This window comes from Streptomyces sp. NPDC032822, assembly GCF_055578825.1.
The window spans coordinates 96,730-111,593 of record NZ_JBVIOL010000011.1 but is presented as its reverse complement, the minus strand read 5'-3'; the positions used below and the strand labels follow the sequence as shown (position 1 = coordinate 111,593).

14 protein-coding genes are annotated in these 14,864 nt (G+C 71.2%); 7 read left to right on the top strand and 7 right to left on the bottom strand.

Going from position 1 to position 14,864, the window contains the following annotated elements:
- Positions 1-3: 3 nt before the first annotated feature.
- Together ACZ5VD_RS28860 and ACZ5VD_RS28855 are read right to left on the bottom strand one after the other, a co-directional pair.
- Positions 4-510: a sigma-70 family RNA polymerase sigma factor gene (locus tag ACZ5VD_RS28860; protein WP_468552266.1), complete on the bottom strand. Its 507-nt coding sequence runs from the start codon at positions 508-510 to the stop codon at positions 4-6.
- 74 nt (positions 511-584) lie between these two features.
- Complete coding sequence (locus ACZ5VD_RS28855; RefSeq protein WP_468552267.1) at positions 585-1,775, bottom strand: glycerophosphodiester phosphodiesterase; 1,191 nt, start codon at positions 1,773-1,775, stop codon at positions 585-587.
- Positions 1,776-2,205: 430 nt separating this feature from the next.
- Here ACZ5VD_RS28855 and ACZ5VD_RS28850 point away from each other — a divergent pair, with 430 nt between their 5' ends.
- Positions 2,206-2,826 (top strand): lysophospholipid acyltransferase family protein, encoded by a 621-nt coding sequence (locus tag ACZ5VD_RS28850; RefSeq protein ID WP_468552268.1) that lies wholly within the window; start codon positions 2,206-2,208, stop codon positions 2,824-2,826.
- Between the two features lie 96 nt (positions 2,827-2,922).
- Here ACZ5VD_RS28850 and ACZ5VD_RS28845 read toward each other — a convergent pair whose 3' ends face one another.
- From ACZ5VD_RS28845 to ACZ5VD_RS28825, 5 genes are all read right to left on the bottom strand, one after another.
- Positions 2,923-4,446 (bottom strand): MFS transporter, encoded by a 1,524-nt coding sequence (locus ACZ5VD_RS28845; protein ID WP_468683757.1) that lies wholly within the window; start codon positions 4,444-4,446, stop codon positions 2,923-2,925.
- Between the two features lie 99 nt (positions 4,447-4,545).
- Positions 4,546-5,109 (bottom strand): TetR/AcrR family transcriptional regulator, encoded by a 564-nt coding sequence (locus ACZ5VD_RS28840; RefSeq protein ID WP_468552270.1) that lies wholly within the window; start codon positions 5,107-5,109, stop codon positions 4,546-4,548.
- An 83-nt stretch (positions 5,110-5,192) separates the two neighbouring features.
- Complete coding sequence (locus ACZ5VD_RS28835) at positions 5,193-6,164, bottom strand: aldo/keto reductase (RefSeq protein ID WP_468552271.1); 972 nt, start codon at positions 6,162-6,164, stop codon at positions 5,193-5,195.
- A gap of 74 nt (positions 6,165-6,238) precedes the next feature.
- Positions 6,239-7,672, bottom strand: a complete 1,434-nt coding sequence (gene argH / locus ACZ5VD_RS28830) for an argininosuccinate lyase (RefSeq protein WP_468683755.1) — start codon at positions 7,670-7,672, stop codon at positions 6,239-6,241.
- Positions 7,673-7,764: 92 nt separating this feature from the next.
- Positions 7,765-8,958: an argininosuccinate synthase gene (locus tag ACZ5VD_RS28825; RefSeq protein WP_468683754.1), complete on the bottom strand. Its 1,194-nt coding sequence runs from the start codon at positions 8,956-8,958 to the stop codon at positions 7,765-7,767.
- A gap of 248 nt (positions 8,959-9,206) precedes the next feature.
- On the opposite strand from ACZ5VD_RS28825, the gene ACZ5VD_RS28820 reads away from it, so the two are divergent.
- From ACZ5VD_RS28820 to ACZ5VD_RS28795, 6 genes are all read left to right on the top strand, one after another.
- A complete protein-coding gene (locus tag ACZ5VD_RS28820; protein ID WP_468552274.1) occupies positions 9,207-10,100 on the top strand; it encodes a hypothetical protein in 894 nt (297 codons plus the stop codon).
- Between the two features lie 120 nt (positions 10,101-10,220).
- A complete protein-coding gene (locus ACZ5VD_RS28815; protein ID WP_468552275.1) occupies positions 10,221-10,805 on the top strand; it encodes a pyridoxamine 5'-phosphate oxidase family protein in 585 nt (194 codons plus the stop codon).
- 373 nt (positions 10,806-11,178) lie between these two features.
- Positions 11,179-11,526 (top strand): hypothetical protein, encoded by a 348-nt coding sequence (locus ACZ5VD_RS28810; protein WP_468683753.1) that lies wholly within the window; start codon positions 11,179-11,181, stop codon positions 11,524-11,526.
- Between the two features lie 95 nt (positions 11,527-11,621).
- Positions 11,622-12,314, top strand: coding sequence for a L,D-transpeptidase family protein (locus tag ACZ5VD_RS28805; RefSeq protein WP_468683751.1), 693 nt, complete (start codon positions 11,622-11,624; stop codon positions 12,312-12,314).
- Between the two features lie 133 nt (positions 12,315-12,447).
- Positions 12,448-13,830 (top strand): ferredoxin reductase family protein, encoded by a 1,383-nt coding sequence (locus ACZ5VD_RS28800; RefSeq protein WP_468552277.1) that lies wholly within the window; start codon positions 12,448-12,450, stop codon positions 13,828-13,830.
- Positions 13,831-13,858: 28 nt separating this feature from the next.
- On the top strand, positions 13,859-14,864 hold a 1,006-nt coding region (locus ACZ5VD_RS28795; protein ID WP_468683750.1), incomplete at its 3' end, for an FMN-binding protein.

The window sequence follows — 14,864 nt, the reverse complement described above, 5'->3', positions numbered from 1 at the left end:
CTCCTATCCCCGTGCTCCACGGGCCGCAACCTCCGGAGTGAGCAATCGGCGCAGACATCCCAGGCATCTGGAACGTTCCGGACCCAGACTGCCCTGTGACATACCCAACTCCCCCGCGATTTCCCGGTAGGTGAGGTCCCTGGGTGACAGGAGGGCCGCCATCAGTCGCGGGCAGCGGCCCGGCAATCGGCGTACGGCGTCGTGGAGGGCGCGGCGGCGGGCCGAGGCGAGGGCGAGCTGTTCGGGGGTGCGGTCGCCGTCGTCGGCCGGTTCGGCGGCGTACGGCCGTTCGAGGCGGCTCCTGCGGCGGGTGCGGCGGGACTCGGAGCGGACGGCGCGGCGGAGCCAGCCGGGCGGGTCGAGGGGCGGGCCCTGGGTGTCCAGGCGTTCCAGGAGGCGGAGCCAGACCGCCTGCTCCAGGTCGCCCGGTTCCGTACCGGTGGCATGTGCCTCGGCATCGGCCTCGGCGGTGAGCAGGGGGCGCAGGGTGGTGAGGAGGTCGTGCGTCATATGCGGGGCGACGCCGCCGCCCGGGTCCTGGGTTGCCCGGGCGGCCGACTGTCACCCCAACCGGGGCCGGTGGCTCAGCCGTTGACGAAGTCCTCGCGGGCCAGCACGCCGGTGTCCGGGTTGTCGGTGAACACGCCGTCGATGCCGGTGGCGAAGTACACCCGGTAGGCGCCGAAGACGTCGCCGTAGGCGTCGGCGTCCGTGCCCTTGCGGAACTCGGTGGGCAGGAAGGGGTTCTCGTTGCGCATGGTGTAGGGGTGCAGGATCAGGCCCGCCGCGTGGGTGTCCTTGACCAGGGTGGTCGGCGTGGTGAGCCGGCCGGCCGCGTCGCGCGGGATGACCAGGTCGAGGGTGGGGCCGATGCCCTGGGCGTAGGAGGCGATCTCCTTGAGGCCCCTCGGGGTGACGAGGTCGGCGACCGTGCGCGGGTCACCGGTCTCGACGAAGTCCCAGGGACGGCTGGTGGCGCCGGACAGCAGGACCACCAGCGGGTTGTCGATCAGCTTGGCGAGGCGCCGGATGCTGGTCGGCTCGAAGGACTGGACGATGACCGGCGAGTTCTTGCGGTCCTTGCCGTGCTTGCGCAGCACCCGGGCGATCCGCTCCTCCAGGCCGAGGCCCAGCTTGCGGAAGTAGGTGGGGTGCTTGGCCTCGGGGTAGATCCAGACCTGCTTGCCGCGCTTGCGGGTCTGTGCGTCCTGCCACTTCAGGACCTCTTCGAAGGTGGGGATCTCCCAGCGGCCGTCGTAGAGGGTGTTGTGCGGGCGGTTGGCCGGGATGCGCTCGATCGCGCGGAGCGTCTTGAGCTCGGCGAGCGTGAAGTCCTCGGTGAACCAGCCGGTGGTGGGGACGCCGTCGAGGACCTTGGTGGTCTTGCGGTCCGCGAACTCGGGGTGGTTCGCGACGTCCGTGGTGCCGCCGATCTCCGGCTCGTGGCGGCAGACGAGGTGGCCGTCCCTGGTGGGGACCAGGTCGCCGGCCTCGACGATGTCGGCACCCAGGTCGAGGGCCAGCTGGTAGGAGCCGAGGGTGTGTTCGGGGCGGTAGCCGCTGGCGCCCCGGTGGCCGATGATCGTCGGCCGGGGCAGGCTCCTCACGCCGCCGCCCCCGCCTCCGTGGCCCGCGTCGGCCGCTCTCGCCGTCCCGGACAGTCCGAGGACCGTTCCGCCCGCGCCCAGCACCGCGGCGCCGAGCAGCGCCCGGCGTCCGGTACCCCCCGTCTGCCCGGTCGGCCCCTGCGCGTGCTGCGACTCCTGGGTTCCCATGAACGCCTCCTACCGTCGGCTCGACAATGCGCGCCGATCGTAGGTGCGTGTCCATGGCGGGTGGGAGACCTCCGGCGGAACACGCGGGTGACTCGGGATGTCGCATGGGAACAGATGTCTGATGCCCGGTCGGCTTCAGGGCCGGCGGGCGGGGCACTCGGTGGCTGTGCGGTGGGTGCGCGACCTCCGTCACATCGTTCCGTGCGGGTTACCGGCGGGCAACGCGGTGCCACCGCAGGTAAACCGACGTCAACAGTACGTAAGACCTCGGTGAATCCCCTGCGCCCGATGTGCACGAGCCCCCTGGCCGCGAGTAATGTCCTCACCTGCACAGACTCATACAGATTCCCTCACCATTCTCTTGACACCGGAGGGCCCGTTGTCCCGCTTCGCGCTCATCAAGGCAGTGCTCGGACCGATCATGCGCCTGATGTTCCGCCCACGGGTGGAGGGCGCGGAGCACATCCCCGGCGACGGTCCGGTGATCCTGGCCGGCAACCACCTCACCTTCATCGACTCGATGATCATGCCGCTCTTCTGTGACCGGCAGGTCTTCTTCATCGGCAAGGACGAGTACGTCACCGGCAAGGGCCTCAAGGGCCGGCTCATGGCCTGGTTCTTCACCGGCTGCGGCATGATCCCGGTCGACCGGGACGGCGGGCGCGGCGGTGTCGCGGCGCTGATGACCGGCCGCCGGGTGCTGGAGGAGGGCAAGGTCTTCAGCATCTACCCGGAGGGCACCCGCTCCCCCGACGGCCGGCTCTACCGCGGCCGTACCGGCATCGCCCGGCTGGCCATGATGACCGGCGCGCCCGTGGTGCCGTTCGCCATCATCGGCACGGACAAGATCCAGCCCGGCGGCGCGGGTGTTCCGCGGCCCGGCCGCGTCACCGTTCGCTTCGGCGAGGCGATGGAGTTCTCCCGGTACGAGGGAATGGACCGTGACCGGTACGTGCTGCGGGCGGTCACCGACTCGGTGATGACCGAGGTCATGCGACTGTCGGGCCAGGAGTACGTGGACATGTACGCCACGAAGGCGAAGGCCGCGTAAGCGGTCTGTGGTGTGCCGGGCGCGGGTGCGTTGCGGCTGGTCGCGCGGTTCCCCGCGCCCCTGGGGCGTTGGCCGGCCCGGCGTTGGGCCGTGCGCCTACGGTGCGCTGTCGAGACGCTGGTCCCGTAGCAGGAACCAGGCCGCTACCGCCGCGGTGAGCAGTACCGCCGCGCCCACCCCCGCCGCCAGGGCGAGTCCGTCCACGAACGACGTCCGGGCCGCGGTCAGCAGTGCTTCCGAGGTCCGCGGCGGCAGTCCGGCCGCCGCCTCCACCGCGCCGCCCAGGGATTCGTGGGCCGCCGACGGTGTGCCGGCCGGGCCGGTGAAGTCCCGGTAGACGCCGGTGACGATCGAGCCGAGTACGGCGATACCGAGGGCCGCGCCGAGTTCGTAGGCCGTTTCCGAGACCGCGGACGCGGAGCCCGCCTGCTCCTTGGGTACGGAGCCGAGGATCACGTCGGCGGTCACGGTGAAGGAGAAACCGGCGCCGATGCCGACGACCAGGAGGGCGGCGCCGAGGAGCGGGTAGCCGGTGGACTCGTCGATCACGGTGAGGGCGGCCAGGGCGAGACCCACGGCCGCCAGGCCGCCGGCGACCACGGAGCGCACCGAGTAGCGGCGCGCCACGGAACCGGCGATCAGACCGGCCGCCACCGCGCCGACGGCGGCGGGCAGTTCGGCCAGTCCCGCCTCCAACGGGCGCCTGCCCTGGACCAGTTGCAGATACTGGGAGAGGAAGAAGACCAGCCCGGACAGGCCGAGGATGGTCAGCAGGTCGGCGAGGACCGCACCGCTGAAGCCCCGGTTGCGGAACAGCCGCATGTCCAGCAGCGGGGTCGGCAGGGTGAACTGGCGGCGCACGAAGCCGTACAGCGCGCCCCCGCCCAGCAGGGCCGAGGCGACCGTCTCCCAGGTGAGACCGTGGGTGGCGGCCTCCTTGACGGCGTAGACGACCGCGATCATGCCGACGAGCGACAGCACCACGCTGACCATGTCCCACGGGCCGGGACGCGGATTCCGCGACTCGGGCAGCAGCTTGATGCCGACGAGGACCAGAACGGCCATCACGGGCAGGTTGATCAGGAAGACCGAGCCCCACCAGAAGTGTTCGAGCAGGAAGCCGCCGACGATGGGACCCACCGCCGTACCCGCGGAGGCGGTCGCGCCCCAGATGCCCACGGCGAGGCTGCGTTCACGCGCGTCGTGGAAGAGGTTGCGGATCAGGGCGAGCGTGGCCGGCATCAGGGTCGCGCCGGCGACTCCGAGCAGCGCCCGGGCGACGATCATCAACTCCGGCGTCGCGGCATAGGCGTTGAGGACCGAGACGGCACCGAACGCGGTCGCGCCGACGAGCAGGATCCGCTTGCGGCCGATGCGGTCGCCGAGGCTGCCCATGGAGACGAGCAGACCGGCGATGACGAACGAGTAGACGTCACCGATCCAGAGGAGCTGGGTGCCGGTGGGGTTCAGGTCCTCGCTGATGTAGGGGGTCGCGAGACCGAGGACGGTCGCGTCGACGGCCACCAACAGCACGGCGAGCACGAGGACGGACAGCGCGAGCCAACGGCCCGGACGCTTCACCGCCTCGGTCGGGTTCGCCGGCTGCAGGGTGCTGGTCATGATTCCTCTCTCTGTCGTGCGGGGTGCCGTGCTGTGATGTGGCGCGGGGGTTCTGTCGTACGGGGGTGCGTGCGCGGGTTCCGTCACGTGGTGGGGCCGTCAGGTGGCGGGCTGGACCGCGGGATGCCGTAGTGCGCCGCCGAGCAGCAGTTCGGCGATCATGTGCTGGAAGTCCTTGGGGGCACCCTTGCCGCACTGCACCATCCAGGCGCCGGAGGCCAGCAGGCCGTACAGCGCCTCGGTGAGCCAGGCCGGTGTGAGGTCGATACGGAACTCGCCGTCCAGCTGGCCGCGCCGGAACAGGGCGGAGATCCGGTCGTCGATGCGGGACCAGCCCGCGTCCTGCTCCCCGCCCTCGAACAGCTGGTTCTCGGTGTAGAGGAAGGCGAGCAGACCGGCGGCGGACTCGATCTCGCGCACCAGGCGCCGTACGGCGTCACTCGCGGGGCCGTCGTCCAGGCGGGCCGCGTCCAGGGCGGTCTCGCACTCGGCGATGCCGAGCGCCTCCAGCGCCCGCACGAGTGCGTCGCGCCCGGCGAACTGACGGTGCAGCGTGGCCCGGCTGATCCCGGCGGCCTTGGCGACCTCGTCCATGGTCGCGGTGGATTTGCGGGTCAGCAGGGCGGCGGCGCTGCGCAGTACGTGATCACGATCGACGGCCATGAGACGACGATAACCCATGTGAGACATTCTTGTCTCATCGTGGGCATGGCCGTCTCATGGCCGTTCCCTCGGCAGGTCCGGCTCTAGTGCCAGGGCAACTGCCCGCGCTTCTCCCAGTACGTCCGCGGCTCCTCGGCCAGTCCGGCCAGCCGGTTCAGCTGTTCCTCGTCGAGGTCGACGACCGCCGCGTGCAGGTTGGAGGCGAGCTGCTGGGCGGTGGCGGCACCGGAGAGGACGACGCCGGCCCAGGGCTGCCGGAGGACGAGCGCGAGGGCCACGGCATCGCAGCCCAGAGACGTCTCCTCGGCCACGGCCTTCAGCGCGTCCGGCGCGTGCGGGGCCGCGAGCCGCCCGTTGGCCATGCCCTCCTTGACGATCACCGTGAGTCCGGCGTCGTGGGCCTCGGCGAGCGCGGGGCCGGCCGAGGTCTCCAGGGCGTTGTACGTGGACTGGACGGTCCGGAAGAGCGGCTCGCCGTCGACCGTCACGGCGAGGGCGGCCCGGATCGCGTCGGCCTGGGCGGGGCCACTGGTGGAGAAGCCCACGGTGAGGCCCCGGGCGGCGGCTTCGGCCAGCCGCGTGTGGAGTTCCTTGTCGGTGAGGGCCGGGCTGTCCGGGGTCACCGAGTGGATCTGGTAGAGGTCGAGCCGCTCGCCGAGCAGGTCGTCGCTCTCGGCGCGCTGCCGCTCGTAGGTGGCGAGCGTGTGGTCCTTGACCTCGTGCCGGTCGGCGTCGGTGCTCCAGGCCGCGGTGTAGGTGTAGCCCCACTTGCTGCCCACGACGATGTCGTCGATGTCGGGGCGGGCGTGCAGCCAGTCGGCGAGGAACTCCTCGGACCGGCCGTAGGAGCGGGCCGCGTCGAAGTAGCGGACGCCCTGGGCGTAGGCGGCGTCGAGGAGTTCGTGCGTGCGGGCGCGCAGGGCGTCGACACTGCGCACGGGCGGGAGGTCACGGTCCCGGCCGAGGTTGATGTACCCGGGGCGGCCGACGGCGGCCAGGCCCAGGCCGATGTGACAGGTCGGGGTCGTGGCCGAGGCCAGTCGGGCGAAGGGCATCGAGGGCTCCGTTCGGTCGGCTCTGCACAGCTGACGACCAACGTACCCGCGATGCCCCCGCCCTACCGGACCTGCTACTTCTTGTCCTTCGCGGTCGCCCACGCGTGCTGCGCCGCCACGTCCGCCCTGACCTCCGCGAGCTGGACGGCGACCGCGCTGGGTGCCGTGCCGCCGCGGCCGTCGCGGGAGGCGAGAGCGCCCGGGACGTTGAGGACGGAACGGACGTCCGGCGTGAGGTGGGCGGAGATCTTCGCGAACTGCTCGTCGGTGAGGCCGTCCAGCTCCTTGCCCTCGGCCTCGGCGACCTTCACGCACTCGCCGGCGACCTCGTGCGCGACCCGGAACGGCACGCCCTGCTTGACCAGCCACTCGGCGATGTCGGTGGCGAGCGAGAAGCCGGCCGGGGCCAGTTCCTCCATGCGCTCGCGGTGGACGGTGAGGGTGGCGATCATGCCGGTGAAGGCGGGGAGCAGGACCTCCAGTTGGTCACAGGAGTCGAAGACGGGCTCCTTGTCCTCCTGGAGGTCGCGGTTGTACGCGAGCGGGAGGGCCTTGAGGGTGGCCAGCAGGCCGGTGAGGTTGCCGATCAGACGACCGGACTTGCCGCGCGCCAGCTCCGCGATGTCCGGGTTCTTCTTCTGCGGCATGATCGACGAGCCCGTGGAGAACGCGTCGTGCAGGGTCACGAAGGAGAACTCCTTCGTGTTCCAGAGGATGATCTCCTCCGAGATCCGCGAGAGGTTCACGCCGATCATCGCGGTGATGAAGGCGAACTCCGCGACGAAGTCCCGGGAGGCCGTGCCGTCGATGGAGTTGCCGACGCTGCCGTGCTCGAAGCCGAGGTCCTCGGCGACCGACTCCGGGTCCAGTCCGAGGGAGGAACCCGCGAGCGCGCCCGAGCCGTACGGCGAGACGGCCGTCCGCTCGTCCCACTGGCGCAGGCGTTCGGCGTCCCGCATCAGGGGCTGGACGTGCGCGAGGAGGTGATGGGCGAAGAGCACCGGCTGGGCGTGCTGGAGGTGGGTGCGGCCGGGCATCGCCACGTCCGGGTGGGCCTCCGCGAGGCCGACCAGCGCGTCCTGGAGCTCGGCGATCAGGCCGCCGATGATCCGCGCGTGGTCGCGCAGGTACATCCGGAAGAGGGTCGCGACCTGGTCGTTGCGGGACCGGCCCGCGCGCAGCTTGCCGCCGAGGTCGGGGCCGACCCGCTCCAGGAGACCGCGCTCCAGGGCGGTGTGGACGTCCTCGTCGGCGATGGTGCCGACGAGGTCACCGCTGGCCACGTCCGCTTCGAGCCGGTCCAGGCCCGCCTGCATACGGGTCAGCTCGTCCTCCGTGAGCAGCCCCGCCTTGTGCAGCACGCGCGCGTGGGCACGCGAACCGGCGATGTCGTAGGGCGCGAGCCGCCAGTCGAAGTGGACGGACGCGGACAGCTTCGCCAGGGCCTCGGCGGGACCGTCGGCGAAACGGCCGCCCCAGAGCCGTACGTCACCGCTGTTGCTGCTCACTTGCGTTGCTCCTAGTCGAGAAATCGGATGTGCCGCCGTCTCCCCGCCCGGGCGCGAGGGCGCGAGTGGGGAGGCGGCGTTCACGCTACTGCTTACGCGAGGTCCCGCCGCGCCGCGATCTTCGACGACAGGCCGTAGATGTCGATGAAACCCTTGGCCGCGGCCTGGTCGAAGGTGTCACCCGTGTCGTAGGTGGCGAGGTCGAAGTCGTACAGGGACGACTCCGAGCGCCGGCCCGTGACGACCGCGCGGCCACCGTGCAGGGTCATCCGGACATCGCCGTCGACGTACTGGTTGGCCTCGGCGATGAAGCCGTCGAGGGCGCGCTTGAGCGGGGAGAACCACTGGCCGTCGTAGACGAGTTCGCCCCAGCGCTGCTCGACCTGCCGCTTGTAGCGGGCGAGTTCGCGCTCGACGGTGACGTTCTCCAGCTCCTGGTGGGCCGTGATGAGGGCGATCGCGCCCGGGGCCTCGTACACCTCGCGGGACTTGATGCCGACGAGGCGGTCCTCGACCATGTCGATCCGGCCGACGCCCTGGGCACCGGCGCGCTCGTTGAGCTGCTGGATGGCCTGGAGGACGGTGACGGGCCGGCCGTCGACGGCGACCGGGGCGCCCTGCTTGAAGGTGATGATCACCTCGTCGGCCTCGCGGGGGACGGCCGGGTCGGAGGTGTACTCGTAGACGTCCTCGATCGGGGCGTTCCAGATGTCCTCCAGGAAGCCCGTCTCGACCGCGCGCCCGAAGACGTTCTGGTCGATGGAGTACGGGGACTTCCTGGTGGTCGCGATCGGGAGGTTCCTCTCCTCGCAGAACGCGATGGCCTTGTCGCGGGTCATCGCGTAGTCGCGGACCGGGGCGATGCACTTCAGGCCGGGGGCGAGGGCGACGATGCCGGCCTCGAAGCGGACCTGGTCGTTGCCCTTGCCGGTGCAGCCGTGGGCGACCGTGCCGGCGCCGTGCTTGTGGGCGGCGGCGACGAGGTGCTTGACGATCGTCGGCCGGGAGAGCGCGGAGACCAGCGGATAGCGGTCCATGTAGAGGGCGTTGGCTTTGATCGCCGGGAGGCAGTACTCCTCGGCGAACTCGTCCCTGGCGTCCGCGACCTCGGCCTCGACCGCGCCGCACGCGAGGGCGCGCTTGCGGATGACGTCCAGGTCCTCGCCGCCCTGGCCGACGTCGACCGCCACGGCGATGACCTCGGCGCCCGTCTCCTCGGCGATCCAGCCGATGGCGACGGAGGTGTCCAGACCGCCCGAGTAGGCGAGTACGACGCGCTCGGTCACGGGGTGCTCCTCACAGTGCGTTCGCTGCCGTGCGTGCCGGCCGCAGTCACTGCGACCGCGTTCGCTCCAGCCGCGTTCACCGGCATGCATGAGTATGCAGAGTTCCGCATGATTCGTCAATCCCGGCCGGGATGACCATAAATTTGAAGATCCTTTGAACACCCGAAACCGCTTACCCGTATCTCTCGCCGAACGCAGGCGCCGCGTTTGTCAACGACGAGACCCCCCGACCCGAGTGAGGCATCCCCATGTCCAGGGCTCTTCCGAAGTACAACAAGCGTCGCGTCACGATCATCGGCGGAGCCGCCGCCGTGGCACTGACCGGTGCGGTCATCGCGGGCACCGCCCTCGCCGGGGAGCCCGCGAGCTCCAAGAGCGGCACCACCAACGCCCGGACGCTGGCCGGTCCCGGCTCCATCAGCTGCCCGGACGTCGCGTCGCAGCTGCCCGCGATCCCCGCTTCCGCGCAGGCCGAGGTCGACCGCAACCTGACCCTCCTCCAGACCCAGATCTCCGAGGCCAACAAGCGACTCGTCGACACCGTCGGCCAGGGCGGACCCAACTTCGTCCAGAACGCGATCCTCGGCCCCCTGGAGGACAAGCGGATCGCCACCGTCAACCGCATCGCCACCTCGATCGGCCGCACGGCCGACAAGCCGCAGGGCCTGGAGGCGCTCGCGCCGTGCGCCCTTGACGCGGACGGTGCCGCCGAGGCGGGCGAGGAGGCGGGCGCCGGCGAGGAAGCGGGTGCGGGCGAAGAGGCCGGCGGCGAGGCCGAGGCCACGCCGAGCGAGACCGCCGCGGAGGAAGCCGGCGAGGAGGCAGGTGCGGGCGAGGAGGCCGGCGCGGCGGGCGCCATCGACTGCCCGGACGTCGCGTCGCAGCTGCCCGCGATCCCGGCCTCCGCGCAGGCCGAGGTCGACCGCAACCTGACCCTCCTCCAGACCCAGATCTCCGAGGCCAACAAGCGACTCGTCGACACCGTCGGCCAGGGCGGACCCAACTTCGTCCAGAACGCGATCCTCGGCCCGCTGGCGGACAAGCGCGCCTCGACCATCGACCGCATCGCCATCTCCATCGGCCGTACGGCCGAGAAGCCGCAGGGTCTGAACACCCTGGCCGCCTGCACGGTCACCGAGTGACGTGACAGGCGCTGTGGCCGCCCCGTGTGAGCGCCGGCCGGGGCGGCCACGGTCCTCCGCGGGGAGCGGATACCGGAATCCCTTAGACAGGCAAAAGACTTTCGCCCATAATCGTTAGACATGGGAAAGACATACGAACGCATAGACGGCAGACTCCGCACCTTCATCGAGGAGCAGCCCCTCTTCTTCACCGCCACCGCCCCGCTCTCCGGGGACGGCACGGTGAACCTCTCCCCCAAGGGCCTCAAGGGCTCGTTCGTGATCCTGGACGAACTGACCGTGGCCTACCTCGACTTCGCCGGGTCCTCCGCGGAGACGATCGCGCATCTGCGGGAGAACGGCCGGATCACCCTGATGTGGTGCGCCTTCCAGGGCCCGCCGAACATCGTGCGCGTACACGGCCGCGGCGAGCCGGTCTTCCGCGACGACCCGCGCTTCGGGGAGCTGCTGGCCCGCTTCCCCGACATCGACCCGAGCGCGCACGGGCTGCGCGCGATCATCGTCGTACGGGCCGAACTCGTCCGGGACTCCTGCGGGTACGCGGTGCCGTACATGTCGTACGACGAGGACCGCGACCTGCACGGCAGGCGCTTCGCGCGCGAGGACGACGACTCGCTGAGCGCGTACTTCGCGAAGAAGGAGCACATCGCCACGAGCATGGACGGACTCCCCGGGCTGCCCTTGCCCCTGGGTCCGATTCAGTAGCTTTTATTTGATCTATACACACAACATCTTCTTGTGTGCGCCGAGCCCGCCGCACTCTCCGACGTCGCCGCACTGCGCCGGTTCCGGTTCTCACGGCTGGATCGCGGACTTCCGGCGCCCGCTCGACTTCGGCGCCGCGGGCCGGGCCGATCTCGCCGTGAGCGACGCGCGGTTCAACGTCGCCGAGCGCATCGACACCCTGCCGGTGAACCCCCTCGCCGACCTGCCGCTGGGCACGTTCGGCGGGCGCGGCACCGAGCCCCCCGCCGGTCGAACTGAACCTGGCGTTCCGCAACCTCACGCGGGCCACCATGATGCGGCCGGCCTCCGGCCAGGAGCTCGTCGAGCACCTCGGGAAGAGGCGGGCCTCGACGTGGCGGAGCCGCCGGCCGGCGCCTTCGCCGACCTGCCCGGCGGCGCCCAGCTGACGCCCGCGCTGCGCAAGAGGCCGGTCCGGGACCGTCCGCTGTGGTTCCACATCCTCCGCGAGGCCGAGGTGAACGGCGGCGGGAAGCTGACCGGCGTCGGCGGACGCGTCGTCGCCGAGGTGTTCCACCGTGCGATCGAGGGCAGCCGGTACTCCATCCTCCGGGCCCCGTTCCGGCGCCCGTTCCTCAGTCCGGTGGAGGAGCGGCGCAAGGCCGGCACCTTCGCGATGACCGACCTGCTGCTGTACGCCTTCGAGGAGAACGCCGACCTGCTGAACCCGGTCGGCGCCTGAGGGACGAGCGGTCCGTACGGCACGGGCGGCGCGAATCGGCCCGGTCGGACCCGTTCGTGCCGCTCTGTGCGCAGCTGTCCCCTAGCGTCTGGTCCATGCGTCTTCGCCGTGGTGTCGCCCTCGCGTCCCTGCCCCTGCTCGCACTCACCCCGAGCCCATCGGCCCCGCTGCCCTCCCGCATGGCCGACACCGGCGGCGGCACCCAGCTGGTCACGGCGGTGGCCGCGCACACCGGCTCGACGTCCGGCACTGTGACGTGGTGGGACCGGCGCGGCGGACGGTGGGTGAAGTCCGGTTCCGCACCAGCCCGTTTCGGGGCGAACGGGCTGGTGGAGGGGGCCTCCCGGAGGCAGGGGACGAGCACGACGCCGACGGGGCTGTACGACCTGCCGTACGCGTTCGGGATCAGGGCGGCGCCGGGCGGGACGACGTACCCCTACCGGGCGGTGCGGCGGAACTCCTGGTGGTGCCAGGACAACGACTCGCGGTCGTACAACCGGTGGGTGGAGCCGCGCCCCGCGCACTGTGCGGCGGCGGAGGCGGAGCGGCTGAGCTCCTACGGGACGCAGTACGCCCACGCGCTGGTGATCGGGTTCAACTACGCCGAACCGGTGCGGGGCCGGGGCGCCGGAATCTTCCTCCATGTCAACGGGCGTGGGGCCACCGCCGGTTGTGTGTCCGTGCCGGCCGACGCGATGCGGCGGATCCTCGCCTGGGCCGAGCCCGCCGAGGGGCCGCACCTGGCGATCGGGACGACGGGCGGACGTACGGCGATCACCCGGTACTGAACCACGGGCGGGTGTTACCGCCAGTCACTCCTTCCGCACCGGACTCGGCGGGCGGCTGAACACTCGGGCGACGCGGCACGTATCTGTGGGCCAAGGGACCACACCATCCCCCTTGCCCGTCCCCGGAGGAACCGTGACCAGCACGCTCGCAGGCGGCCGCGCCGCCCGCCGCCAGACGATGCGCCGCATCCGCCCGCGCCGCTCACCGGCGACCCTGCTGCTGCTCGTCGTGTGGGCCGGGGCAGCGGGTGTGCTGTGGCTGTGGTGGGCCAACACGCCCTCCATCAGCGACAACAACGGCAAGATCCTCAACGCGGGCCGGATCACCGGGCTGCTCGCCGGCTACCTGATGGCGCTGGTGGTGCTGCAGATGGCCCGGGTGCCCGCGCTGGAGCGCCGGGTGGGCTCGGACCGGGTGGCGCGCTGGCACGCGATGAGCGGACGGTACACGCTCTGCCTCACCGTCGCCCATGTCTTCCTGATCATGTGGGGCTACGCCCTCCAGGCCGGCAAGGGCCTCGGCGACATCGTCCAGCAGACGACGGACTCCATCAACCAGTTGCCCGACATGGGCAAGGCGGCCATCGGCACCGGTCTGCTGTTCCTGATCGGCCTGCTCTCGATCGGCCCGGTCCGCCGCCGGATCCCGTACGACACCTGGTACCACGTGCACCTGCTGACGTACGCGGCGGTGTTCCTGACGTTCTGGCACCAGCTCACCACCGGCAACGAGTTCGCCGTCGAGCCGGCCGCGAAGACCGTCTGGTACGGGCTGTACGGCTCGGTGACCGCGCTGGTGATCTGGTACCGGATCCTCACCCCGATCCGGCTGAACCTGCGGCACCGCCTGTATGTGGCCGCGGTGATCGAGGAGACGCCGGGCATCGTGTCGGTGCTGATCGGCGGGCGGAAGCTGCACCGGATGGGCGCGGAGGCCGGGCAGTTCTTCCGGTGGCGGTTCCTCGCCCCGGGCATGCGGTTCAGCTCGCACCCGTACTCGCTGTCGGCGGCACCCCGCCCCGACATGCTGCGGATCACCGTCAAGGCGATCGGCGACCACAGCGAGCGGCTGCGCGAGCTGACCTCCGGCACCAAGGTGTGGGCCGAGGGCCCCTACGGCGCGCTCACCGCGTCCCGCCGCAGCCGCGGCAAGGTGCTGCTGGTCGCGGGCGGCGTCGGGATCACCCCGATGCGGGCGCTGTTCGAGACGCTGCCCGGCGCTGCCGGTGACATCACCCTGCTGTACCGGGCCAACAGCACCCACGACCTGGCCCTGTGGGACGAGCTGGCGGCCATCGCGGACGAGCGCGGGGCCCGGCTGATGTACGCGGTCAACAGCCCGGACGGAGCGCGCCCCGACATCTCGGCGGACCGGCTGCGGCAGAAGCTGCCGGACATCGACGACCACGACGTGTTCATGTGCGGCCCGCCCGGGTTCGCGCAGTCCGTCTACGAAGCACTGCGCGGCGCGGGTGTGCCCGCCCGCCGCATCCATCACGAGTCGTTCGAGATGTGAGCGACGGGACTTCAGGAGCTCAGAAGCGATGAGGAAGAGTCACCCCATCCGACGTGTCATGCTCGCCAGCGCCGCCACCGTGTCCGGTGTCGTGCTGCTGCTGTCGCTGAAACCGTCGTCGGACCCGGCCGCGGCCGCGGGCGGATCTTCGTCCCAGCCGCCGGCCGCGCAGGAGTCGGCCCAGGGCGGCGCCCAGGCCGCGGGCACCGGCATGGTCACCGGGGACGCGGCCCAGACCCAGTACGGCGCGATCCAGGTCCGGCTGACCGTCGCGGGCGGCAAGATCACCAAGGCCGAGACCCTCCAGGCACCCAAGGGCGGCCAGAGCGACCAGGTCACCGCCAACGCCGTACCCAAACTCAACCAGGCGACGGTGGCCGCGCAGAGCGCGGACATCGACGCGGTGTCCGGCGCCACCTACACCAGTGCCGGGTACAAGAAGTCCCTCCAGTCGGCCATCGACAAGGCCAACTCGACGGCGGGCTCCGGGTCGGGCGCCGCGGAGGGCGCGGCCGAGGCCAAGACGCTCACCGGGGACGCGGTCAAGACGCAGTACGGCACCGTCCAGGTCCGGATCACGGTCGCGGGCGGCAAGATCACCAAGGCCGAGACCCTCCAGGCACCCAAGGGCGGCCAGAGCGACCAGGTCACCGCCAACGCCGTACCCAAACTCAACCAGGCAGCCGTCGCCGCCGGCACCGCGGACATCGACGCCGTCTCCGGAGCCACCTACACCAGCGCCGGCTACAAGAAGTCCCTCCAGTCGGCCCTGGACCAGGTGGAGGCCTCCGCGGGGTCGGGGTCGGGTGCCGCCGAGGACGCGGGTGGCGCCCAGGCCGCCAAGACCGTCACCGGTGCCGCCGCCCAGACGCAGTACGGCGCGGTGCAGGTCCGGATCACGGTCGCGGGCGGCAAGATCACCAAGGCCGAGACCGTCCAGGCACCCAAGGGCGGCCAGAGCGACCAGGTCACCGCCAACGCCGTACCCAAACTCAACCAGGCAGCCGTCGCCGCCGGCACCGCGGACATCGACG